The organism is Mesorhizobium sp. B4-1-3 (assembly GCF_006439355.1).
In the GTDB taxonomy this organism is placed as follows: Bacteria; Pseudomonadota; Alphaproteobacteria; order Rhizobiales; family Rhizobiaceae; genus Mesorhizobium.
Genome location: NZ_VFTG01000019.1, coordinates 76,977 through 101,418, shown reverse-complemented (window position 1 = coordinate 101,418; position 24,442 = coordinate 76,977). Strand labels below are relative to the sequence as shown.

Annotated in this window: 19 protein-coding genes; 7 read left to right on the top strand and 12 right to left on the bottom strand. The window is 65.3% G+C overall.

Features of this window, described 5'->3' with window-relative positions; genetic code table 11:
* Positions 1-9 precede the first annotated feature (9 nt).
* The 7 genes from FJW06_RS21770 to FJW06_RS21740 are packed head-to-tail and all read left to right on the top strand — an operon-like array spanning position 10 to position 8,126.
* The gene (locus FJW06_RS21770) at positions 10-2,019 is read left to right on the top strand and encodes a CocE/NonD family hydrolase (RefSeq protein ID WP_140754332.1); all 2,010 of its coding nucleotides are present in this window, start codon (positions 10-12) and stop codon (positions 2,017-2,019) included.
* A 13-nt stretch (positions 2,020-2,032) separates the two neighbouring features.
* Positions 2,033-2,983, top strand: a complete 951-nt coding sequence (locus FJW06_RS21765; protein ID WP_140754330.1) for an ABC transporter permease — start codon at positions 2,033-2,035, stop codon at positions 2,981-2,983.
* A gap of 34 nt (positions 2,984-3,017) precedes the next feature.
* Entirely contained in the window at positions 3,018-3,854 is an 837-nt protein-coding gene (locus FJW06_RS21760) for an ABC transporter permease (protein ID WP_246674771.1), read from the top strand.
* Positions 3,851-4,816 carry an ABC transporter ATP-binding protein gene (locus FJW06_RS21755; protein WP_140754326.1) on the top strand — a complete coding sequence of 322 codons (966 nt, stop codon included), beginning with the start codon at positions 3,851-3,853 and terminating at the stop codon, positions 4,814-4,816. The genes FJW06_RS21760 and FJW06_RS21755 overlap by 4 nt, the downstream gene beginning before the upstream one ends.
* On the top strand, positions 4,813-5,841 hold the full coding sequence (locus FJW06_RS21750) for an ABC transporter ATP-binding protein (RefSeq protein WP_140754324.1): 1,029 nt from the start codon (positions 4,813-4,815) through the stop codon (positions 5,839-5,841). Before FJW06_RS21755 ends, FJW06_RS21750 begins: the two co-directional genes overlap by 4 nt.
* 16 nt (positions 5,842-5,857) lie before the next feature.
* The gene (locus FJW06_RS21745; protein ID WP_246674769.1) at positions 5,858-7,405 is read left to right on the top strand and encodes an ABC transporter substrate-binding protein; all 1,548 of its coding nucleotides are present in this window, start codon (positions 5,858-5,860) and stop codon (positions 7,403-7,405) included.
* 43 nt (positions 7,406-7,448) lie between these two features.
* Positions 7,449-8,126, top strand: coding sequence for a TetR family transcriptional regulator C-terminal domain-containing protein (locus tag FJW06_RS21740; protein WP_140754320.1), 678 nt, complete (start codon positions 7,449-7,451; stop codon positions 8,124-8,126).
* Position 8,127: 1 nt separating this feature from the next.
* Here the strand turns inward: FJW06_RS21740 and FJW06_RS21735 are convergent, their stop codons facing one another.
* The 12 genes from FJW06_RS21735 to FJW06_RS21680 all read right to left on the bottom strand — a co-directional run bounded on the left by FJW06_RS21735 (position 8,128) and on the right by FJW06_RS21680 (position 24,361).
* A complete protein-coding gene (locus FJW06_RS21735) occupies positions 8,128-9,666 on the bottom strand; it encodes a trimethylamine methyltransferase family protein (protein WP_140754318.1) in 1,539 nt (512 codons plus the stop codon).
* A 69-nt stretch (positions 9,667-9,735) separates the two neighbouring features.
* The gene (locus FJW06_RS21730; RefSeq protein WP_140754316.1) at positions 9,736-11,838 is read right to left on the bottom strand and encodes an FAD-dependent oxidoreductase; all 2,103 of its coding nucleotides are present in this window, start codon (positions 11,836-11,838) and stop codon (positions 9,736-9,738) included.
* Between the two features lie 113 nt (positions 11,839-11,951).
* Positions 11,952-12,281: a hypothetical protein gene (locus FJW06_RS21725; protein WP_140754314.1), complete on the bottom strand. Its 330-nt coding sequence runs from the start codon at positions 12,279-12,281 to the stop codon at positions 11,952-11,954.
* An 81-nt stretch (positions 12,282-12,362) separates the two neighbouring features.
* On the bottom strand, positions 12,363-13,175 hold the full coding sequence (locus FJW06_RS21720) for an NAD(P)-dependent oxidoreductase (protein WP_140754312.1): 813 nt from the start codon (positions 13,173-13,175) through the stop codon (positions 12,363-12,365).
* A 3-nt stretch (positions 13,176-13,178) separates the two neighbouring features.
* On the bottom strand, positions 13,179-14,381 hold the full coding sequence (locus tag FJW06_RS21715; protein WP_140754310.1) for a pyridoxal phosphate-dependent aminotransferase: 1,203 nt from the start codon (positions 14,379-14,381) through the stop codon (positions 13,179-13,181).
* Positions 14,378-16,012, bottom strand: a complete 1,635-nt coding sequence (locus FJW06_RS21710) for a hydantoinase B/oxoprolinase family protein (RefSeq protein ID WP_140754308.1) — start codon at positions 16,010-16,012, stop codon at positions 14,378-14,380. The genes FJW06_RS21715 and FJW06_RS21710 overlap by 4 nt, the downstream gene beginning before the upstream one ends.
* On the bottom strand, positions 16,009-18,105 hold the full coding sequence (locus FJW06_RS21705; RefSeq protein WP_140754306.1) for a hydantoinase/oxoprolinase family protein: 2,097 nt from the start codon (positions 18,103-18,105) through the stop codon (positions 16,009-16,011). Before FJW06_RS21705 ends, FJW06_RS21710 begins: the two co-directional genes overlap by 4 nt.
* On the bottom strand, positions 18,102-19,772 hold the full coding sequence (locus tag FJW06_RS21700; protein WP_140754304.1) for a thiamine pyrophosphate-binding protein: 1,671 nt from the start codon (positions 19,770-19,772) through the stop codon (positions 18,102-18,104). Before FJW06_RS21700 ends, FJW06_RS21705 begins: the two co-directional genes overlap by 4 nt.
* 117 nt (positions 19,773-19,889) lie before the next feature.
* Positions 19,890-21,293, bottom strand: coding sequence for an FAD-binding oxidoreductase (locus FJW06_RS21695; RefSeq protein WP_140754302.1), 1,404 nt, complete (start codon positions 21,291-21,293; stop codon positions 19,890-19,892).
* A 54-nt stretch (positions 21,294-21,347) separates the two neighbouring features.
* The gene (locus FJW06_RS21690; protein ID WP_140754300.1) at positions 21,348-22,103 is read right to left on the bottom strand and encodes an amino acid ABC transporter ATP-binding protein; all 756 of its coding nucleotides are present in this window, start codon (positions 22,101-22,103) and stop codon (positions 21,348-21,350) included.
* Positions 22,104-22,112: 9 nt separating this feature from the next.
* The gene (locus FJW06_RS21685; protein WP_140754298.1) at positions 22,113-23,192 is read right to left on the bottom strand and encodes an amino acid ABC transporter permease; all 1,080 of its coding nucleotides are present in this window, start codon (positions 23,190-23,192) and stop codon (positions 22,113-22,115) included.
* 5 nt (positions 23,193-23,197) lie between these two features.
* On the bottom strand, positions 23,198-24,361 hold the full coding sequence (locus tag FJW06_RS21680; protein ID WP_140754296.1) for an ABC transporter permease subunit: 1,164 nt from the start codon (positions 24,359-24,361) through the stop codon (positions 23,198-23,200).
* Positions 24,362-24,442: the final 81 nt, after the last annotated feature.

Sequence of the window (24,442 nt, the reverse complement as noted above, 5' to 3'; positions counted from 1 at the left end):
GCACCCGCAGTGGTACGGACCGAGTTTCCCTTTGCCGTCGAAACCGTCGATCCCTATTGGATCGTGCTGGCTGACGGCACGCGAATCGCCGCCACCGTGTGGCGTCCGCGCACCGACGCCAAGGTGCCTGTGGTGGTCGAAATGGTGCCTTACCGGCGCCGCGACGGCACCGTTGCCCGTGACATTGACATCCATCCCTGGCTCGCCGGCCACGGCATCGCCTGCGCCCGCATAGACATCCGCGGCTCCGGCGATTCCGATGGCGACTTGGCCGACGAGTATCTGCCGCGCGAGCAGGAGGACGCCTGCGAGATCATCGCCCATCTGGGGGCGCAGTCCTGGTGCAATGGCAATGTCGGCATGACCGGCATTTCCTGGGGCGGCTTCAACGCGCTGCAGGTCGCGGCGCGCCGGCCGCCGGCGCTGAAGGCCATCATCGCCAACTGCGCCACCGACGATCGCTACGCCGACGACATCCACTATATGGGCGGCGCCCTGCTCACCGAGCAGGAGATGTGGTCGAACTTCATGCTGGTGAAGAAGGCTATGGCGCCCGACCCGCAGATTGTCGGTGACGCCTGGCGCGCCATGTGGATCAGCCGTCTGGAAGCGACACGCTCGCTGTCGGAAATCTGGCTCGCCCACCAGCGTCGCGACGACTACTGGCGGCAGGGTTCGGTCTGTGAGGATCATGCCGCGATCGAATGCGCCGTCATGGCCGTCTGCGGCTGGGAGGACAGCTATTCGAACTTCGTGCCGCGCCTGCTGGAACATCTGCCGGGGCCGAAGCTTGGCATCGTCGGACCGTGGTCGCATGCCTATCCCTGTCGCGGCGCGCCGGGTCCGCTGATCGGCTATCTGCAGGAGGCGCTGCGCTGGTGGCGTCATTGGCTTTGCGCCGAAGACACCGGCATCATGGACGAGCCGCTCTATCGGGTCTGGATCACCGGCGAGGAGCGGCCGCAGCCTTTCTACCTTCCGGATCATGCCGGCAGTTGGGCGGCGGAGGACCAATGGCCGTCGCCACGTGTCGAGCGCCGCGTCTTGCATCTGAACGCCGCCGGACTGAGCGGCCAACCGGCGCCTGGCGCCACGCTGTCGGTATGCTCTCCCGCCACCGCCGGCCGCGACTGCGGCCGCTGGGGCGGCTATGGCGGTTCGTGCCCGGACATGCCCATCGACCAGCGCCGCGAGGACGGTTTGGCGCTGTGCTTCGACACTTTGCCGCTCGAAGATGACCTGACCCTGCTTGGCGCGCCCGAGCTCGATCTGCTCGTCAGCGTCGACCAGCCGCATGTCAACCTTGCCGCCCGCCTTTGCGACGTCTATCCCGACGGCACCTCGGCGCTAATGACGCATGGCGTGCTCAACCTCAGTCATCGCGACAGCCACGAGCATCCGACGCCCTGTCCGATCGGAACGCCGTTCCGCGTCAAGCTCAAGCTCAACGATTTCGCCCGCGCCATACCCAAGGGGCACCGCGTGCGGCTAGCGTTGGCCAACCAGCATTGGCCGATCCTGTGGCCGCAACCGAAACTTTCGGTGCTGTCGGTCGCGAGCGGCGACAGCAAGCTGGTTCTTCCGGTGCGGCCGCCGTCGCCGCGCGACCGCGACGTTCGCTTCGAGCCGGCCGAAACCGCGCCGCCGGTCCCGACCACGACGCTCACCGAAGGCTTCGACCGTCGCATCGTCACCGAGGACGTCGGCTCGAGCCTGCAGATCATCGCCCTGACCTCGGATCATGGAAGCAGGCGCTATGACGATCGCGCCATCACCGTGTCTTCCGCCAACAGCGATACGATGAGCATCAGCAGCGGCGATCCCCTCTCGGCAAAGCTCGTCACCGAATATCGATGGGCGATTGCCAGCGCCGATGCCGATACCGAAGCGAGGGCGGTGACCGAGCTGACGGCGGATGAAACGCATTTCGACCTCAGTTGGCGCCTTGAAGCCCGAGAACGAGGCAAGCTCGTGCACAACGCCTCGGCGACACGGCGCATCAGGCGCGATTTCGCCTGAAGGAGGGGAGGCCATGCTCGCATACGCAGTGAAGCGCATCGGTCTCGGTCTCCTGATCCTCGTCCTCGTCATGGTCGCCATGTATGCTGCCGTCTTCCTGGTTCCGGGCGATCCCGCGACCGTGGCGCTCGGTCCGCGCGCCACGCCGGAATTGAAGCGGCTGCTGATCGAGCGCATGGGGCTCGACCAGCCGGTCTGGTGGCAGATCGTCGAATTCTTCCGGAACGCGCTGACCGGCAATCTCGGCTACGATGTCTGGTCGAACCGGCCCGTTTCCACGCTGGTCCTGGAAGCGTTGCCGAATACGCTTGTCCTAGGGCTGACGGCGCTCGCCGTGGCGCTCTTGATCGGCGTGCCGCTGGGCTGCCTGTCGGTTATGCGGCGCGGCACGGCCGCCGATGCCGCCATCGGCGTGCTCTCGGTCGGTGTCATCGCCGTGCCGTCCTTCGTCGTCGCCATCTACTCGCTGCTCCTGTTTGCGGTCACGCTGCGCTGGCTGCCGGCCATCGGGGCGGGCGAGGCCGGCGATCTCTTCAGCCAGGCAAGGGCGCTGGTCATGCCGGCCGCGGCGATCGCCCTCGGCTGGATCGGCTATATCGCCCGCATGGTGCGCGCCTCGATGATGGAGGTGATGGGCGAGCCCCATATCCGCACCGCGCGTTCCTTCGGCCTGCCGGAATGGAAGATCGTCTCCAAATATGCGCTGCGCATCGCCATCATCCCGACCATCTCGCTGGTCGCGGTCGGCCTCGGCAGCATCCTGTCCAGCGCCGTCTTCGTCGAGGCGGTGTTCGCCAGGCCCGGCATCGGCAAGCTGATCACCGACGCCGTCAGCACTCGCAACTATCCGGTCGTCATGGGCACGGTGCTGATCATGACCGCCATCTACGTCTCCATCACCATCGCCGCCGATCTTCTCATTGCGCGGCTCGACCCGAGGGTCCGTGATGTCTTCCGTGGCTGAGGCTTCTCCATCCGGGCCCGATCGACAACGGCTTGTGCTGCTGCGCGCATTGCTCGCCGACCCCTTCACCCGCGTGGCGCTGATTCTGGTTACCGGCTTCCTTGTCACCGCGATCTTCGCGCCCTGGCTGGCGCCTTATTCACCGGTCAAGATCGACGTGCTGCACAAGCTGCAGCCGCCATCGGCGGAACACTGGTTCGGCACCGACCATCTCGGCCGCGATCTCTTGTCGCGCGTCATCTACGGCGCGCGCACGGCGCTCACCATCGCCATGGTCTCGGTTGCCATAGCCGGCGCCATCGGCCTGCTGCTCGGCCTCGTCGCCGGCTACGGTCCGCGCTGGCTCGACGCCATTCTGGTGCTCAGCTTCGACAGCATGAATTCGCTGCCGATGATCATGTTCGCGCTTGCCATCATCACCGTGCTCGGCGCCGGTACCGGCACGCTGATCATCGTCATCGCCGCGACGTCGTTCCCAAGCTACGCGCGGCTGATCCGGGCCCAGACGCTGGCGCTGAAGAACAGCGACTACATCCTTGCCGAGCGTCTGCTCGACGCGAGTGCGGCACGCATCGTCTTCATCCACCTCCTGCCCAACGTCGTCGGTCCGCTGATCATCCTTTTGTCGATGGACATTCCGGTCGTCATCATGGTCGAGGCCGGCTTGAGCTTCCTCGGCCTCGGCGTGCGCCCGCCGACGCCGTCCTGGGGCTCGATTCTCTATGACGGCTATACAAGCATCCGCTCGGCACCGTTCATGGTGATCTTCGGCGGCCTGCCGCTGGTGCTGGCGACGCTCGGCTTCACCTTTCTCGGCGAGGGTCTGCGCGACTATCTCGACCCGCGCCTGCAACTGCGGAGGCCGGCATGAGCGGCTCGCTTGCCGCCAGCGGTCTAAGCGTCCGCTATGAGACGCCGCACGGTAGCGTGCACGCCCTTCGCCATGTGGATATCGAAGCGCATCCCGGCGAGGTCATCGGCATTGTCGGCGAGAGCGGCTGCGGCAAGTCCACGCTGGTCACCGCTCTGGCCAACCTGTTGCCGGCCAACGCCCGCATCGACGGGGCGATCCGTTACAACGGCGTCGACCTGGCAAAGCTCGACGCGCATCGCCAGCGGCTGCTGCGCGGCGATGAGATCGCGCTGGTCGGCCAGGACCCGATGACGGCGTTCAACCCGGTGCTGACCATCGGCGACCAGCTCATCGATTTCCAGCACCACCGTAAGGATTTCAGCCGTGCGCAAAAGCGGGCGCGCATCGCCGCCATGCTCGGTCGCGTCGGCATCGCCGATGCCGAACGGCGCATGCGGAGTTACCCGCACGAGCTTTCCGGCGGCATGCGCCAGCGCGTGGCGATCGCGGCCGCCTTGCTGACCGATCCCGGCCTGCTCATCGCCGACGAGCCGACGACCGCGCTCGACGTCACCATGGAGGCGCAGATCATCCATCTGCTGCGAGAGCTCAGGCGCGAATATAACGGCATCATCATCGTCGTCTCGCATCATCTCGGTGTCATCGCCGAACTCTGCGATCGTGTCTATGTCATGTATGCCGGCGAGGTGGTCGAGGGCGGCGAGGTCGATGCGATCTTCCACGATCCGCGCCATCCCTATACCCAGGCGCTGCTCGCCTGCGATCCCGCCCGCTTCCATGATCGGCTGGACAGGCTGCCGACCATTCCCGGGTCATTGCCGAGCCTGACCCAACCACCACCGGGATGCGTTTACGCGCAGCGCTGCGGCAGGGCCTTCGCGCCATGCAAGACCATCGCGCCGCCGCTGGTGAAGCTCACCGCATGCCATGCTGCCCGCTGCCATGCGGTGACGCCATGAGCCCGCTGCTTGCCGTCGAGGACCTGTCGGTCAGCTTCGTTCGCAGCAGCTTGCTCGACCGGCTGATCAATCCGTTCCCGCTGCCGGGCTTCAACGTCATCGACGGCGTCACGCTGTCGCTGATGCCGGCCGAGACGCTTGGGCTGGTCGGCGAATCCGGCTCCGGCAAGACGACGCTTGCCCGCACCATTCTCGGCCTCGTCCGGGCTGCGGCCGGCCGCATCGTCTTCGAGGGGAGGGAGGTCGCGACCCGGTCCGATTTTCGCGCCATGCGCCGGCGCTCGGCGATGATGTTCCAGAATCCGGTCGCCTCGCTCAGCCCGCGCCTGCGCGTCGGCACGCTGCTCACCGAACCGCAGGTCATCCAGGGGCTGCCGATGCCGGACCGGCGTGCGGCGGCGAAGGCCCTGCTGGCGCTGGTCGGCTTGCCGGCCTCCTTCGTCGACCGTTTTCCGCATGAACTGTCGGGCGGGCAGGCGCGTCGCGTCGGCGTCGCGCGGGCGCTTGCGATGAAACCGCATCTGCTGCTTGCCGACGAGCCGACCGCCGGGCTCGATGTTTCTGTGCAGGGCGATGTGCTCAACCTGATCGGCGAACTCAAGCGCGAGCTCGGCTTCGCCACCATGATCGTCACCCACAATCTGGCGATGATCCGCCATGTCAGCGACCGGCTCGCCATCATGTATCTCGGCCGGCTCGTCGAGACAGGACCGACGCAAGAGGTCTTCTCCGCCCCATTGCATCCCTACACCGCGACGCTGATCCGGTCCGAGCCGATCCCCGATCCACGCCGGCGCAGCCACAATCTTGCCATTACCGGCGAAATCCCGAGCGTGTTCCGCCGGCCTTCCGGCTGCGAATTCCACACGCGCTGTCCGCTCGTGCAATCCCGCTGCAAGACCGAGGCGCCGGTCTACCGGCCGATGGGCGCCGATCGCCTGGTGCGCTGCCATTTCCCGCTGCAGACCGGCGGGCAAGAACGGGAGGCCGTCACACGCGCTTCCGCAAACCAAAGGGGAAACTGAGATGACGAGATGGACCATGGACAGACGTGCATTCCTGAAAGCCGCCGGCGTGTTGGGCGCCGGCCTGACGATGAAGCCGGGATTCGCCTGGTCGGCGGCCGGCGACACGCTGCGCATCCGCATGGAAGGCGACCTGCAGACGCTTGATCCCGCCTTCATGATCGGCGGCATCGAAGACGTCATGATGCGCGGCATCTATGTGTCGCTGAACCGCCTCGGCGATCTCAGGCAAGGTTCGCCGTGGTCGCTCTGGGGCGCGGAGAAACTCGAGCTGAAGGATCCGAAGACCATCGCCTTCACCCTGATCGATGGGCTGAAATGGTCGAACGGCCTTGGCCCGCTCACCGCCGAAGACGTGAAATTCTCCTACGAGCGCATAGCCGATCCGAAGCTGTCGTCGCCTTGGGCTTATCAATTCGAGAAGCTGGACCGTGTCGAGGTCGTCGACGCCAGATCCGGCATCATCCACCTCAAGGATCCTTACCAGCCGATCTTCGTCACCAGCCTGCCTTACTATGGCGGCCACATCATCAGCCGGGCCGGCACCGAGAAGGCGGGCGGCAAATTCACCACCGAGCCCCCGGCGACCTGCGGTCCTTATCGCTTCTCGGACTGGCAGCAGAAGCAGAAGGTGACGCTGACCGCCAATCCGGACTGGCCGGGACCGAAGCCGGATTTCGGCACGGTCGAGATCTATGTCGTGGCCGACGATCAGGCGGCGCAATTGGCCTACGAGGCCGATGCCTTCGACTACACCAAGATCGCCATTTCGGCGACCAAGGCCGTCAAGGCCAAACCGCCCGCCAATACGAAACTGATCGAGGCGCAGTCGACCCGCTATGTCTGGCTGACGATCAACATGCTCAGCCCGCGCCTCAAGGATCTGAAGGTGCGGCAAGCCGTGCAATATGGCGTCGATGTCGGACAGATCCTGACCGGCGTCTATGACGACCTCACCAAGCGCTCCACAGGCGTGGTCCAGCCCGGCACGAAATTCGCGCGCCCGAGCAATCTGATCGCGGCGCCCGACTATGAAAAGTCCGCCGCGCTGCTCGCCGAGGCAGGCGTGAACGACTTGTCGTTGACGTTGACGGTGATGAATGATTCCATCCGCACCGCGACCGCGCAGATCATCCAGGCCAGCCTCGAGCAGGCCGGCATCAAGATCGAGATCCAGCCCTACGACGAAGCCGCCTTCTGGGGCGTAGGCGACAAGACGCAAGGCAACGGCTACAAGAACATCGACCTGGCGCTCATGGATTTCGCCGGCGGCGTCGATCCGTCCGAGAACCTGGTCTGGTTCCGCCCCGACCAGATCGGCGCTTACAACTGGTCAGGCTTCGACAGTTCCGAATTCGAGACCAGCTACCAGCAACTGGTTGGAGAAAGCGACGAGGCCAAGCGCATCGCCTTGTCCAACCGCATGGAGGATCTGATGGAACAGTCCGGCGGATTCGTCTTCATCTGTCACCAGCCGCTGGTCGCCATCCATAAGACCGCATTCGAACCCGTCATCTATCCGGACGGTCACCCCAATCCTGTGCTGTTCAAGAAGACGGCGTGAACGCTTGATGGACAGGATCGGCGCAATCGATTAGCTGGGTTGCATGACGCAAGCCCAACCGGAAGCTGCAAAAACGAAGCGCGGTGCCAAGAAGGCGCCGCGCTTCAGCCGCGAACAGGCCGATGTGCGCCGCTCCATGCTGATCGAGGCGGCGACGCGGTGCCTGTCCGTCGGCGGCATCGGCGCCTTCACCATAGATCGCATCTGCAAGGAGGCCGGCGTCTCGCGCGGTCTCATCAACCACCACTTCGAAAGCCTCGATGGGCTGCTGGTCGAGGTCTACAAATCCTCGCTCTATGCCAGCGTCAACAACCAGATCGACGAAGCCAAGCGCCGCCGCGCCGAGGCGTCCGGCTGGCCTCCCGAGGCCGCGCTGGCCGCCCTGGTGCGGTCCAACTTCGCGCCGGAATATTTCAGCCGCGAGAACCTGCTGATCTGGCTGTCGCTGTGGGGTGAGATCGCCGTCAACCCGCGACTCAAGGCGGCGCATCGCGAGCTCTACGACGCCTACCGCGCGGAACTTGCCGAGGACATCGCGACGGTTGCGTTTGAGCGCGACAGACAGGTCGACGCACCCGCGCTGGCGCGCAATTTCATCGCGCTGGTCGACGGGCTCTGGCTCGAATGGTGTCTCGACGAAAGCGTGGTGACGCCGCAGGCGGCCGAGGCTGCCGGCTTCGAGATGCTCGAGGCGCAGGTCGGGCCTTTGCGGAACGCCTGACTCAGTTCAACGGCGATCCGCCCTCGCGCTTGCGGCGCTCCATGTAGTCGCGCAGCGCCTCGTCGATGCCGGGATCGATCGGCGGTTGCTCGTAGTCGGCGACCATGCGTTTCCAGATCACGTTGGCCCGTTCCCGCGCGGTGATCTGGCCGCGTTCCATCCAGGTGTCGTAATTGTCCCAGTTGGACACCAGCGGCGAATAGAAGGCGCGCTCATAGCGCTGCATGGTATGCGCGGCGCCGAAGAAATGCCCGGCTGGGCCGACCTCGCGCACCGCGTCCAGCGCCAGCGTGTCGATGTCGACGACGGGCGGATCGAAATAGGCCGACATCATCTGCAGCATCTCGGCATCGATCACCAGCTTCTCGAACGACGCGGTCAGTCCGCCGCCGAGCCAGCCGGCCGCGTGCAGCACCAGGTTGGCGCCGCCCATCAGGCAGCCCCACAGGGACATCGCGCTCTCATAGGCGGCCTGCGCGTCGACCGCATTGGCGGCGGTGACGTTGCTGGAGCGGAACGGCACGCCGATCAGCCGGCAGAGCTGGCCGGTGATCTGCGCCGCCTGCGTGTATTCCGGCGTGCCGAAGGCGGGTGCTCCGGTCTTCATGTCGACATTTGAGGTGAAGCCGCCATACATCACCGGCACCCCCGGTCGAACGATCTGCGTCAGCACGATGCCGGCCAGTGCCTCGGCATGCTGCTGCGACAGCGCGCCGGCAAGCGTCACCGGGCTCATTGCTCCGGCCAGCGTGAACGGCGTGATGACGTTGACCTGACCGTGCTCGGCCAGCGCGATCAGCCCTTCGGCCATCGGCTCGTCGAGCTGCAGCGGTGAATTGGTGTTGATGATGCCGGTGAACACCGGCATCTCCTGCGCCAGGTTTTCGCGCGTCGTGCCGAGCGAAATCGCCACCATTTCCAGCGCGTCGATGGCGCGGCCATGACCCAGCGCCTGCGGCTGCCAGTTTTTGTCGAGCAAGGTGATCTCGGCATAGTAGAGGTCGAGGTGACGGGTGTTCTGGTGCAGGTCGAGCGGCTCGAACGGCCCGCCGCCTTCCTGATGCAGCACGTTGAACGACTGGATGAGCTTCAGATAGTCGCGCATCTCGGCATAGGTGCCGGGACGGCGGCCGCGGTCGTTGTCCATGACATAGGCCGGCCCGCCGACCGACGACAGGATGCAGTGCCGCCCGCCGACCTTGACGTTCTTCTCAGGGTCACGGGCGCGCAGCTCGAATGACGACGGCGCCATGGCGACGCGCTCCATCACCATGGCGCGATCGAAGCGCACGCGCATCTCGCCTTCGTCGACGGTGCAGCCCGCGGCACGATAGAGCTGGCGCGCCCGCGGCTGCAGCACGCGCATGCCGATCTCCTCCAGGATGGTGAGTCCCATCTCATGGATTGCCTGCACCTGGTCGGCCGACAGGACTTCGATCGGCGCGTAGGGCCGCGTCAGCTGCTTCCACGGTCGCTGCGCGATGCCGCCGATCTCGCGCTGCGGGCGGCCGGGCCTGCGACGTGCGGCGATACGCTCCATGGCTTTCTGGACCTCCCTGTCTGACGCAACTCCGAACGGAAAACCGCTTCACGCCTTTTCTGTATTGATCTATTCGGCTGCCGTTCGCATCTCGAAATCCGCTGCCGCATCGACGATCGGCGTGTCGCGGCGGTAAGGCCGCCAGCGAAGCCCCGCGCCGATCTCGCGCGCCAGCTTGTGGCCGCTATGCACCGCATGGGCAATAGCGCCGGGCGCCAGCGTGTCGCCGATGCGATCGACGCTCTGGATGCCCGCCGCCGCAAGCGCACCCGCCTTTTCGGTCAGCGCTTCGAACAACTCGTTTCGCGGCAACCGCAATCCGACGATCAGCACCGAGCGACAGGCCACGCGGGTCTCTTCGCTGGTGAACAGATGCGCCAGCGTCGCCGTTTCGCCATCGAAGGATTTCAGCAGATGCAGCGTCGTCACCGGCACGTTGCGGCGCGCCAGCGCCCGGTGCACCAGCGGCAGCTCGTTGGTCATGATCGTCCATGCGGAGGCATGACCGGACGGTGTCGCGTAGCTGACCGGGATGCCTTGGGCGGCCAGATGCTCGGTGAGGACGCCGCCCATGTAGTAATTGTCGAAATCGAAGACCAGCGTCGGCCCCTCGGGGAGCTTGCCGGCGGCGATGTCGTTGGCTGTGAGCACGTCCGTATGGTCGAGCCGCCCGACGGGGATCTCCATCGAGGAATAGAGCATGTTCGTCCAGCGCGCGCCGGTCGCCAGCACCAGGCGCTCCGGCGCCAAGTCGATGATCTCGTCGGCGCCGAGCGTGCTCTCGGGATAGAGCGAGACATTGCTCATCTCGCCGATGCGGCCCAGTCGGTACTCGACCACACGATTCCAGGCTGACAGCCCTGGCAACGTCTTCTCGAAGGTCAGCCGCCCGCCGAAGCCGCGGCTGGCCTCGGCAAGCATCACCTCATGGCCGCGGCGGCCGAGCGTCATGGCGCATTCAAGCCCGGCCGGTCCGCCGCCGACAATGAGGATGCGTTCGGGTCTGCCGGCGCGCCCGACGCGTTCGGGATGCCAGCCGCGCCGCCATTCTTCGCCGGCGGTTGGATTCTGGGTGCAGCGCACCGGCACGCTGTCGTGCCAGCTCGAAATGCAGATGTTGCAGCCGATGCATTCGCGGATCTCGACTTCGCGGCCGTCACGGATTTTGGCGGGCAGGAAGGGGTCGGCGATCGACGGCCGCGCGCCGCCGATGAAGTCGAGCACACCGCGTCGGATCTGCGACACCATCGTGTCCGGCGAGGTGAAGCGCCCAACGCCGACCACGGGCTTCTTCGTCAGCGACTTGACGAAATCGATCACCGGCTCGTGGCTGCCTTCGCCGGTGAAGCGCGACGCCGAGCAATCCGTCGGGCTTGAGTCCATTTTCACGTCGAACAGGTCGGGCAGGTCGGCAAGAAGTTCGATCAGCTCATGGGCTTCCGAAGGCTGGTTGCGCCCGGGCCGGCCGCGCAGTTCCTCAAGGCTCACACGAAGCGCGACACCGCAATCCTTGCCCACCGCATCCTTCGTCACCTCGATCATCTCGCGCACGAAGCGGACACGGTTCGCGATCGAGCCGCCATATTCATCGATGCGATGATTGTATTCCGGCAGCAGGAACTCGTAGCCGAGATAGCCCATCCCGGCATAGACATAGACGACATCGAAGCCGGCCGTGCGCGCCTTGCGTGCCGCTTCGGCCTGGCATCTCAGCACCTCCTTGATATCGGCCTTGTCCATCGTCTTCGGCCGCAGATTGCCCATGAAGCCGACATGCGTGGCCATCCACGGAATGCCGGATGGCGACAGCGGCGGCAGGCGGCTTGTCCGGTTCATCACCGATGCGCCGCCATGCCATAGCTCCACGCCGGCAAGCGATCCATGGCGGTGCACGGCCTCCGTCATCAGCGCGTGAGCACGGATGTCATTGTCGTCCCATAGCGTCGCGAAAGGCAGCGGCGCATCGTCCGAAGTCGGATCGATCGAGCAGGCGCCGGTGCAGATCACGCCCCATCCGCCTTCGGCCTTGGCTTCGCGAAATGCCGCGCGAACGCGCGGCAGCGCGTTGGTCATCCCGCTTGCATGCGGCACCTGATAGAAGCGGTTCGGCGCGGTGACAGGCCCTATTGTTACCGGCTCGAATAGGATTTCGTAACGGGGATTGCACGGCATCGCGGCGTCTCGAATGCGCTGTTGAACGATCGTTCAACAACGTAATCGAGATCGTTCTGGAACGCAATGGTCAAAGCGAGCCCGTCGCTGCGAGCTAGCTCCGCCTCTTGCCGTCAAGGCATGTTCCTTCGCGGCTTGCGGGCTCTGAGCAAGGCGGCAGGGGCCGGTGCGCGCCAGACGACCTGATAGGCCTCCACCACATTGCTGGCCGTAACACCAAGTCCAGGCAGGGCGATCCAGGGTGGCGGTTGCCGCTCGAGAAGACCGAGGACCGTTGCGATTCCGACCGCGACGCCCTGATCATAGGGCAACTGCGCGGCGAGGCCCTTGATCAGGCCGCCGGAGGCAAGGTCCGCCGCCACGTCATTGCCAAGGTCGACGGTGGTGATCGGGATCGTCTTTCCCGCATCGCGGATCGCGGCGATGGCGCCAGCCGCCGGCACGAACGTCCGTCGTTTCGTGATGTTGAGCGGGCTGGCGACGTGAAGCGACGTCGCCTATCGTCTAAGACTCAAGCCTGATCGTCACGTCGGCTTGTCGTCAGGGTGGCCAAGCTCGCAGAACCAGCCGCCGAGATACTTCACCGAGGGTTTGTTCGGATCCGGAACAGGCGTCTTCGCCTCTACGGCGGCACGGAAAGGCTCGGCGCTGTCCTGGGGGACGAAGCCGAGATGATCGGCGCCGCTGTTGTCGACCATCTTCAGCTTGTTGTTGGAAATGCCGAAGGAGATCGTGTGGCCGACGCGCGGCGCGGTCAGCGATGCCTCGACCAGCCGCACGCAGTCGGCGAAGGAGAGGTATGACCACAGCATGCGCCGATCGGCCGGCTCGGGAAACGACGAGAAGATGCGCAGGCACACCGTCTCGATGCCGAACTTGTCCCAATAGAGCCGGCTGAGGCTTTCGACGAAGTTCTTCGACACGCCATAGAGGCTGTCGGGGCGCACCGGCGCGTCGACGCCGATATGCGCCTCGATCTCGTGATAGCCGATCGCATGCACCGAGGAGGCGTAGATGACGCGCTTCACCCCATATTTCCGGGCGCCTTCGTAGATGTGGTAGGAGCCGCGGATGCTGGAATCGAGGATGGTCTGCCACTCGCATTCGAGCGGCGCGCCGCCGAAGTGCACGATCGCGTCGCAGTCCTTGGTCGCCGCGATCGTCGCCTCCATGTCGGCGAGATCGAACACCGCTTCTTCTTCGTGCGGCGCGAGATCGCCGAACGGCTCGCGCCCCGCCAGGCGGATCGTCTTGGCGAGCGGCACCAGCCCTTTGCGCAACTGCGAGCCGAGCCGGCCGGCGGCGCCGGTGATCAGGATACGTTCGTAATGCGGCATTCTCTACTCCACTTGCGCGACGGCGGCGTTGATGCGCGAGATCGCTTCGGTCAGCACCTCTTCGCTGGTTGCGGTCGAGATGCGGAAATAGGGTGACAGTCCATAGGCGACGCCGGGCACCGACGCCACCCTCCCTTCGTTGAGAAGATAGTTCGCTACGGCCGCGTCGTCCTCCAGAACGACGCCCCTGGCCGTCTTGCGGCCGATCAGGCTGGCGCAGCCGATATAGGCGTAGAAGGCACCCTCCGGTGGCGACAGCGTCAGTCCGTTGATCTTGCTGATGCCGTCGACGACCAGGTCGCGGCGCCTCTCGAAAGCCTGGCGAAAACGTGCGACCTCGTCCTGCGGGCCGTTGAGCGCGGCGACGGTCGCCGCCTGCGCGATCGAGCATACGGATGTGCAGGACTGGCTCTGGATCGTCGACATCGCCTTGAGCAGCGGCACCGGTCCGGCCGCATAGCCGACACGCCAGCCGGTCATGGCATAGGATTTCGAGACGCCGTTGACGATCAGCGTGCGGTCCCTGAGCTCGGGGCAGGCCTTGCCGAAGGAGACGAACTCGCGCCCGTCGAAGAGGATGTGCTCGTAGATCTCGTCGGAGAGGATCAACACCTGCGGATGCTTGGCCAGCACAGTGCCCAGCGCCTTGAGATCGGACTCGGAATAGACCGCGCCGGACGGGTTCCCCGGCATGTTGAGGAAGAGCCACTTCGTCCTCGGCGTGATCGCCTTTTCGAGCAGCGCCGGAGTCAGCCGGAACCCGCTGGTTTCCGGGCATTCCAAGACGACCGGCGTGCCGCCGAGCAGCTTCACCATTTCGGGGTAGGAGACGAAATAGGGCGCCGGCAGGATCGCCTCGTCGCCGATTTCCAGCGTCGCCATCAGCGCGTTGAAGATGATCTGCTTGGCGCCGTTGGCCACGACGATGTCGTCGGCCGTGTAGTCCAGCCCGTTCTCGCGGCGGAATTTTCCGGCCACCGCTTCGCGCACTTCGGCCGTGCCGGCTGCGGCGGTGTAGAGCGTCTGGCCGGCCTTCGCGGCGAAATGGGCGGCGTCGATGATGTGCAGCGGCGTTGGAAAATCGGGCTCGCCCAATCCGAGATCGATCACGTCGACGCCCTTGGCGCGCAGCGCCTTGGCGGCCTGCGAGGCCGCCATCGAGGCCGAGGGCTTGACCGCCGACAGGCGCGAGGCAACATAGCTCATCGGTCGTTCTCCGTGACGTATCCCTTGGATCGGTCGTTGGCACGCGCGGCGGCGCTGCGCCTGGCCGGATCGCCATAGCCGCCGCCGCCCGGCAGTTCGAGGATCAGCCGGCGCCCCGCAGGCACATGCTGCCAGCCCTTCGGCCGCATCCTGGTGCCGTCGTCCAGCTTGACGACGCCGGCGACGCCGGGCTTGCCGCCGTTGCGCCCATGCGCCGGATGGTTGACGCGGTCGAACATGGCCGAGAAATCGAACTCGTGGCCTTCGGTCGCCTCGATCTCGATGATCTGTCCAAGGCCGCCGCGGAATTCGCCGTCGCCGCCGGAATTGGGCCGCAGCTCCTTGCGCCAGATGACGATCGGGCCGGTGTGCTCGGTCGCCTCGATCGGCATCGTGTGCACGCCCGACGGGAAGGCAGTCGCCGACAGGCCGTCGAGCTCGGGGCGGGCGCCCATGCCGCCGGAGTTGAACATCAGCACTTCCGCCCGGCGGCCAGACGCGCCGGCAACGGGCCTCGCCGAAATATGGATGTTCCATAGCGCGCCGGCGCCTTCGGCAAGGATTTTTCCGGGCAGCGCTTTGGCGAAGGCGCCCAGCACCAGGTCGGGAACCATGTGGCCGAAGATGTGCCTGAGCGCCACCGGCGCCGGTCGCACGGCGTTGAGGATGTTGACCGGTGATGTCACGGTGAAGAAGGCAAGCGATGCCGCGTTGTTCGGGATGTCGGGCGCCACCATGCATTTCAGCGCGTAGCAGGCATAGGCCTTGCTGTAGATGATCGGGCAATTGATGCCCCAGCGGCTCATCGGGTCGGTGCCGGTGAAATCGACCTCGACATGATCGTCGCGAACCGAAACTGTCGCTGCAAGTTTCACGGGCTCGTCGTAGCCGTCGGTCACCAGTTCGTTCGACCAGCTTCCCTTCGGCAGCGCCTCGATGCGCTCGAGCATGGCGTCGCGGGTGCGCGAGAAGATGAAATCGCCGAGCCCGTCGAGCGAGGCGAGGCCGATCTCCTTCATCATGTCGACGAGGCGGCGATGGCCGACCTCGTTGCAGGCCGCAAGCGAATAGAAATCGCCGATCACCTGGTTGGGCTCGCGGACATTGGCGCGCAGGATGCGGACGAGATCGAGATTGACCTTGCCCTTTTCCGCGAACTTCATGATCGGGATCTGGATGCCTTCCTCATAGACCGATTTGCCGTCGGCGCCGAAGCCGCGGCCGCCGACATCGACGACATGCGCCGTGCAGGCGAAGAAGGCGACAAGCTCGCCGTTCAGGAAGGACGGCGACACCATGGTGATGTCGTGCAGGTGACCGGTGCCGAGCCACGGATCGTTGGTGACATAGGTGTCGCCCTCGAACATCTGCTCGCGCGGGATCGCGTTCATGAAATGCAGAACGGCCTCGGCCATGGTGTTGACGTGGCCGGGCGTGCCGGTGACCGCCTGCGCCAGCATCTGGCCGCGTGGGTCGAACACGCCCGCCGATAGATCGCCGGACTCGCGCACCGAGGTCGAAAAGGCGGTGCGCAGCAAGGTCAGCGCCTGCTCCTCGACCACCGAGATCAACCGGTTCCACATGACCTGCATGCGGATTTCGCCGATGCTGTTCTTACCTGGGTCGCTCATGCCTGGCTGCCTTTGCGGGTCAGAAGGATCGCGCCGTCGCTCTGGATGACGGCATCGAAGCTGGTGGTGACGACCGTCGATGTCTCGCGCTCGACGATGACGGCAGGTCCCGCGATGCGATCGCCCGTGCAGAGCGTATCGCGCTCGACGATGCCATAGCTCCGCGGCGCGCCGCTGACCGGATCGAACACCTCGCGGGTCGTTGTCGGCTTGCTGGTCTTCTTGCCGGTGGTGAGCTCGTGCCGTTCGACGGCGGGCCGTACATCCGTCGCCTTGACCGACCAGGTGACGATTTCGATCTCGAGCCCGTCGAGCCCGTCGATGGCGCGGCCGAAGAAGCGCTGATAACTGGTCTCGAACAGATCCTTGAGCTTGGCGACGGCATCGTCGCCGAACGGCTCGTCTGCCAGCGGCACGGGGATTTCCCAGCCCTGGCCGGCATAGCGCATGAAGGCGGTGATCTCGCAGACGATCCGGCCGCTGGAGCCGGTCCGCACAAAGCCTTCGGCGGAGGCCTTGAGATCGGCGAGCAGCGCGTTGACCTCGGCCGGCTTGAATCGCGACAGGCGCGTTAGCTTAGAGGCCAGCGCCTCGTAGCCGAACGGCGCCTTGAGGAAGCCGATCGCCGAGCCTACGCCCGCGCCGCGCGGCACGATGCACTGGTCGATGCCGAGCTTTTCGCAGAGCCTCGCCGCGTGCAGCGGGGCGGCGCCGCCGAAGGCGATCATCAGATTGTCGGAAATGTTCTTGCCGTTCTCCACGGCATGGACGCGGGCGGCGTTGGCCATGTTCTCGTCCACCACCTCGCAGATGCCGAAGGCGGTCGAGAGGGCGTTGAGCGACAGGCGTTCGCCGACATCGCGCAGGATCGCTTGTTCCGACGCGGCCGTATCGAGCTTGATCGCGCCGCCGGCGAAATTGTGCGGATCGAGCTTGCCGAGCACCAGGTCGGCGTCGGTGATCGCCGGGCGTTTGCCGCCGCGGCCGTAGCAGGCCGGGCCGGGTTCCGAGCCCGCGCTTTCCGGCCCGGTCTGGATCCGGCCCATGGCGTCGACCCAGGCGATGGAGCCGCCGCCGGCGCCGATCTCGATCATCTCGATCACCGGAATGGAGATCGGCATGCCCGAGCCCTTGGAGAAGCGATAGGTGCGAGCCACTTCGAACGTTCTCGCCGTACGCGGCGCAAAATCCTCGATCAGGCAGATTTTTGCAGTGGTGCCGCCCATATCGTAGGAAACGACCTTTTCCAGGCCGAAGCGCCGGGCGATGTCGGCGGCGAAGATGGCGCCGCCCGCCGGGCCGGATTCGACCAGCCGCACCGGGAATTCCGAAGCCGTTTCCACCGAGATCAGGCCGCCGCCGGAATGGATCATGAAGACCTGGCATTCGGCTCCCATGTCCTTCAGCCGTGTCTGCAAGCGCGCGAGGTAGTCGGCCATCTGCGGCCGCACATAGGCGTTGGCTGCGACCGTGTTGAAGCGGTCGAACTCGCGCATTTGCGGCGAGACCTCGGCGCTGATCGAAATCGGGATGCTGAGCTTGCGAGCAAGGATTTCACGGGCGCGGCGCTCGTGGTCGGGATTGGCGTAGGCATGGATGAAGCCGACCGCCACCGAGCCGAAACTGCCGGCCGCGATGCGATCGGCGATTTCCTCCAGGGCTGCTTCGTCGAGCGGCTGCAGTTCCTGGCCTTCGGCGCCGATGCGGCCTTTGACGGTAAAACGGTCCTCGCGCGGGATCAGCGGCGTGGGCAGTTGCAGGTTGAGATCGTATTGCTCGAAGCGGTTTTCCGTCCGCATCTCGATCACATCGCGAAAACCTTCGGTCGTAACCAGCGCCGTCTTGGCGCCGCGGCGTTCGATCAGCGCATTGGTGGCGAGCGTCGTGCCGTGGATGATGATGCCGATATCGGCGGCCGAAATGCCGGCATCGCGAATGACCACGTCGATGCCGTCGAGGATCGCCTGTTCGGGCGCGGAATAATTGGTCAGCACCTTGGTCGAGAACATCTCTCCCCTGACATCGAGGGCGATGTCGGTGAAGGTGCCGCCGATGTCGGCGCCAAGGCGGATATCGTCTGATCTGGAAGTCATGCCTTGGCCTTCTGGAAAGCGAGCGCGGCGTCGCGCATCTGGGAGAGGGTTTGGCGCGGCGTCAGCGCTTCAGGCGAGATGGCGATGTCGAGGACGGCGCCGGTCGCGGATTTCAGCGCCCGCTCGAATGCCGCGGCGAAATCCTGTGTCGCCTCGACGCGCTCGGCGTGGAAGCCGTAAGCCTTGGCCAGCGCCACGAAGTCGGGGTTCTCCAGCGAGGTGCCGGAGACGCGGGCCGGATAGTTGCGCTCCTGATGCGCGCGGATGGTGCCATAGATGCCGTTGTTGATGATCAGCACGATCGGCTGCGCCCCCGCCTGCATGGCGGTACCGAGTTCCTGGCAATTCATCTGGAAGTCGCCGTCGCCGGCAAAGCAGACGACCGTGCGCTGCGGATACGCAACCTTGGCGGCAATCGCCGCCGGCAGGCCGTAACCCATGGCGCCGGATTGCGGCGCAAGCAGCCGCGCCTTAGGCCCGAACTTGAAGAACTTGTTCGGCCATACCGTGAAATTACCGGCGCCGTTGGTGAGGATGACGTCGGCCGGCAAGGCCTCGCGCAGCCAGGCGCTGACCGCCACCATGTCGACCGGGCCGGGCTGCACAGGTGCCACGAACGCGCCTTCATAGGCCTTGCGCGCCACAGCGCGCCACTCGGCCCAACCACCCTTCACCGGCGTCAGCGCCTTGGCAAAGGCATTCGGGCCGGCATGGATGCCGAACGCCGGCACATAGATCTTGCCGATCTCGCGGTCGGAGCCGTGCACATGGATCAGCTTCTGGCGTGGCACGGGCACGGAGAGCAGCGTGTAACCGTCGGTCGTCATCTCGCCGAAGCGGACATTGACGGCGAGGATGACGTCCGCATCGCGGATCAGGTTCTTGACATGCGGCACCATGCCGACACCAGCCTCGCCGACGAAGACCGGCGAATGGTTGTCGAACTGGTCCTGGTAGCGGAAGGCGGCAACGACGGGGATGTCGGAAGCCTCGGCAAAAGCCTGGAGCGCGGCGCGTCCATCCGCCGTCCAGTTGGCGCCGCCCATGAGCAGCACCGGCCTCTCCGCCGCAGCCAGCATCTCGAACGCTGACGCGATGGCGTCCTGCGAGGGAGCGGCTTCGAAGATCGAAGCAGGGCCGTTGAGCGGCGCGGCTTCGGTCGCGGTGGTCAGCATGTCTTCCGGCAGCGCGACCACGACGGGGCCGGGCCTTCCGGTCAAGGCCGTCGTCCAGGCCCGCGCCACGATCTCCGGGATACGCGCGACATCGTCGATCTCGACCGCCCATTTTGCGACCGTTCCGTACACTGCCCGGTAGTCGATCTCCTGGAAGGCTTCGCGGCCCTTCATGTCGGTGCCGACCTGACCGACGAACAGGATCATCGGCGAACTGTCCTGCATCGCCGTATGCACGCCGATGCTCGCATTGGTGACACCCGGCCCGCGCGTGACGAAGCAGACGCCCGGCATGCCTGTCAGCTTCCCGTAGGCGGAAGCCATGAAGGCCGCGCCGCCTTCATTGCGGCAAAGCACATAGTCCAGCTTGCCCTTGGTATCGTGCAGCGCATCGAGAACGGCGAGATAGCTTTCGCCGGGAACGCCGAAGCTTTTGCTAGCGCCCAAGGCGATCAGGCACTCGACAAGAAGGCGACCGCCATTGCGGACCATGCTTCGACATCCTCTCAAGCCGGCAGGCGGACCGAGCCTGCCCTTCGGATTTATACCTGCACTGTGGCCGGCCGACGCGAAATCAAGAAATGCGATCTATACGAAAGTTTTTCTTTGCTATGAAATCCGCGTCAGAACACCGGGGTTCATCGTGCCCGACGGATCGAATGCGCGCTTGAGCTGCGCCATGAGGGTGCGCTCGCTGGAACTGCGATTCCGATCGGCCATGGCGATCTTGGCGCGGCCGAGCCCATGCTCGGCCGCGAAGCTACCGCCCATCTCGGTGGCCAAAGCGGCCAGCGCTTCGGCGAATGCCTCCGCCTTCCGATCGAAATCGGCGCGGCCCTCCGGCGGCGACAGATTGTAGTGGATGTTGCCGTCGCCGAGATGGCCGAACGGGTTGATCCGCACGCCCGGAAGAATGTTGTGGCATAGCTTCGCGCCCGCCTCGATGAAGCGCGCGATCGCGCCCGGCGGCACGGAGATGTCGTGCTTCAACTGCTCGCCTTCCAACCGCTGCCCTTCCGGCTGCTCCTCGCGCAGGCGCCAGAACTGCGCCCGCTGCACGCCCGAACTAGCCAGCGCGCCATCCACGACCAGCCCTTGCTCCATGCCCCATTCCAGCGCCGAGGCCAGAATCTCGTCGAGGGGAACCCGCGCCGAGCCCGACGCCATCTCGACGAGCAGATAGACGTCGCCGCGCGTCTCCAACTGATAGGCTAGATCCGGCAGATGCTTCAGCGCGAGCGTCAGGCCGACATCCGAAAAGAATTCAAGGCCGGCCAGGAATTCTCCTGCCTCGCCGCGCAGAAACGCGCCGAACGACACGGCGGCGGGGAAATCGGACATCACCAGCAGCGCGCTCGCCTGCTGCTTTGGCGTGGGATAGAGCCTGAGTATCGCGCGCGTCACGATGCCGAGCGTGCCTTCCGAACCGCAGAACAGCTTGCGCAGCTGATAGCCTGCATTGTCCTTCTGCACCGCGCGCATCCCGTCCCACACCGTGCCATCCGCCATCACGACCTCGAGCCCGAGGATCAGATCCTGCATCATGCCATACCGGAACGCATGGCTGCCGCCGGCGTTGGTGCCGATCAGGCCGCCGATCCTGGCGCTGCCTTCGGCGCCGAGATGCATGGGAAACATCAGGCCATGCGGCTCCAGCGCCTCGTGCAGGGAGGCGAGCACGACGCCTGCCTCAACTGCGATCGAGCCGCTCTCCGGATCCGGTTCGCCGATTTTCGTCATGTGCGACAGCGAGACGATCACCGCGTCGGGCTGCTCGGCGACGGCGCCGCCGCACAGGCCCGTGTTGCCGCCTTGCGGCACGACTGCCAATCCTGCCTGCCGGCAAGCCTTGACGACCGCGGCCACCTCCGCTGTGTTGGCGGGGCGGCCGACGCCCAAGGGCCGGATGCCATAACGGTTGAGCCAATCGCGCCGATAGGGTTGGGCATCATCGTCCGAAAGCCAGCCTTTCGGTCCGAGCATCTCGCGCAAGGCGACTATAGGGTCGGTCATTGAAATTCCTGCTGATGTGCTGCGCGCGGAACCTTGCATCTCTCGGGATGCCGTTCAATGACCCAGCACCTGCGACAGAAACTGACGTGTTCGCTCGTTTCGGGAGGATGTGAAGAACGCCTCCGGCGGCGCCTCCTCGACGATTTCGCCTGCGTCCATGAAGATCACTCGGTCCGCGACGCGGCGGGCGAAGCCCATTTCATGGGTCACGCAGATCATCGTCATGCCCTCGGAAGCGAGCGTCACCATGACGTCCAGCACCTCGGCGATCATCTCCGGGTCGAGCGTCGAGGTCGGCTCGTCGAACAGCATGATCTGCGGCTGCATGCAGAGCGCGCGGGCGATCGCGACGCGCTGCTGCTGGCCGCCGGAAAGCTGGCTCGGGAACTTCATCGCCTGCTCGGGGATTCGGACCTTCTCCAGAAAGCGCCTGGCCGTCGTCTCGGCTTCCGCGCGCGGCCGCTTGCGCACGATTACCGGCGCGATCATGCAGTTCTCCAGCACCGTCATGTGCGGGAACAGGTTGAAGTGCTGGAAAACCATGCCGACTTCTCGCCCGATCCCGTCAATATTGCCGACGTCGTCGTTGAGCTCGGTGCCGAGCACGGCGATACGGCCGCCATCATGCTGTTCGAGCCGGTTGATGCAGCGGATCAGGGTGGATTTACCGGAGCCTGACGGACCGCAGATGACGATCTTTTCGCCGCGATCGACGGAGAGGTTTATCTTTCGCAGCGCGTGGAACGACCCGTAATGTTTGTCGAGGCCTTCGATATGCACGGCCGGGCCGGACGGGAGCGTGGAATCCATGCGCGCCTCCTACCGCTCGCCGACCGCCATCCGGCGCTCGAGGTAAGCGCCGTAGCGGGACAAGCTGAAGACGAAGACGAAGTAGATGAAGGCGATGAAGGCATAGACCTCGACATAGGCGAAGCGCCATTCGCCGGTGCCGTAGGCGGCGTTGCCGGAGGCCAGGATCTCGAAGAAGCCGACGATCACGACCAGCGACGTCTCCTTGAACGAGATGACGAACTGGTTGATCGTCGCCGGCAATGCGTTGCGCATCGCCTGCGGCAGGAGGATGCGGCCGATGCGCTGCCAATAGCTCATCCCGAGCGCCATGGCGGCTTCTTCCTGTCCTGCGGGAACACCCTGCATGCCGCCGCGCACGATCTCGGCCTGATAGGCGGAGAAGAACAGGGCGGAGCCCAGGATCACCCGGTAGAGCTTGTCGCCCTGCAGCCACTGCGGCAGGGCGAAAGGCAGCACGACGGCAAATGTGAACAGGATCGAGATCAACGGCAGCGAGCGGACGCCATCGATGATGAGACCGGTAGTGCGCGATATCCAGGGCAGGTCCGAGCGGCGCAGCAGCGCCAGGCAGATCGCCAGCGGGAAGCCGATCAGGCAGGTGGTGACGAAGATGAAGAGGGTGAGCGCCAGTCCGCCCCAGGCCTCCTCGCCGACATAGGGCAGGCCGAGCACACCGCCCTTCATCAGCACGTAGTAGAGGCCTGTTCCTGCGCCCCAGACGAGGGCGATGCGGCGGCCGGTCCAGAAGGCAGGCATGCAGCTCAACACCGTCATGACCACCACGCTGACGCAGGCGAGCGCGGAGCGCCATTGCTCCTCGAACGGATAGAGGCCGAACAGGATGATGCGCCAGCGGGCGGCGATGACCGACCAGCAGGCGCCGGCCGCCGCCTGGCAGGCCTCAGGCCCGCCGGTCGTGGTGAACACGGCCGAGAAGACGGCCCAGTCGAGCAGCTTCCAGACAATGAGGGCCATGATCGTCAGGGATATCAGCGACAGCAACGTCTGAAGCGGCGTCGCGAAGAAGCGGCGCTTCAGGTCTTCGAGCCTGCCCGGGGCAGGGGGAGCGACAACGACAATCTCCATCTCTGTCATCCCCTCAATTGATTGCCCTTCAGGGCGATGGCCTTGTTTATGCGGTTGAACACCGCGGCGAGGCTGAGATTGATGGCGAGGAAGCCGGCCATCAGAATGCCGATCACCTCGAGCGTCTGGCCCGAGTGGTTGATCGTCAGCGCCACGATCATGAAGAAATCGGTGAAGCCCACCGCAATGCCCATGGTCGTCGCCTTCATCAGCCAGACATACTGGTTGGCGAGGATCGGCAGCATGGCGCGAAGCGCGAGCGGCAGCCTGACCTGGGTAAAGACGCGCCAGGGGCTCAGGCCCAGCGAAAGCGCCGCCTCCATCTGACCCTTGCCGACCGCCTTGAAGCCGCCGCGCACGATCTCGGCGATGTAGGAGCCGCCATAGATGGCGATGGCGCCGGCAAGGGCGGAGAACTCCGGCGGAATGCGCAGGCCGCCCTTGAGGTTGAGGCCTTGCAAGGCGGGGAAGTCGAGCAGCGGCAGGTCCGGCAGGCGGCCGACCGCGAGAAGGATGGCGGCGCAGGCCAGTGCCCCCGCCGCGCTGGCGAGCTGGATAGTGGAGCGTTCACCAAACGGCTGATTGAGGCGAGGGGTTCGACCCAGCCATACCGGAAAGGCGATTGCAGCGATGACGGCAAGCATCGCTGCGGCCAGCGCCGTTCCGCCGACATTAGGCACCGGCACGTAGAGGCCGCGGCTGGTTAGCAGCATGCCGAAGGCTTCATGCGCGGCGCGCGGCGTCGGCAGATGCGTGATCAAAGCGTACCAGAAGAAGACCTGCAGGATCAGCGGAATGTTGCGGAAGATGTCGACATAGGTGCGGCCGAGCAGCCGCGCCAGTTCGTTCGAGGAAGTCCGTGCCAGGCCGACGATCGTGCCGACGATCGTTGCCAGGACAAGGCCGGTGGTGCCGAGGAACAGGGTGTTGACGATGCCGATCAGGAAGAACCACCAATTGGGATCGTTGGCGGTGGCCGGCAGCAGCGAGAAGTTCACATCCCAGCCAGTCGACTTGAACAGGAAGTCGAAGCCGGAGGTGATGCCTTGCTCGGCGAGGTTGCGCCGGGCGATCATCACGCAGGCAAGGACCGTCGCGGCGAGTGAGCCGACATAAAGGGCCTGCAACAGCGCGTTGCGGACCTTCTGATTTCTCAGCAGGCTGACCATCAGGATCTTCCCGAATTGGCGCCGGCTCCGCCGGGCAGGCAGCCGGGCGGAGCTCAAAGCGGATGCGTTAGGAACGGATCA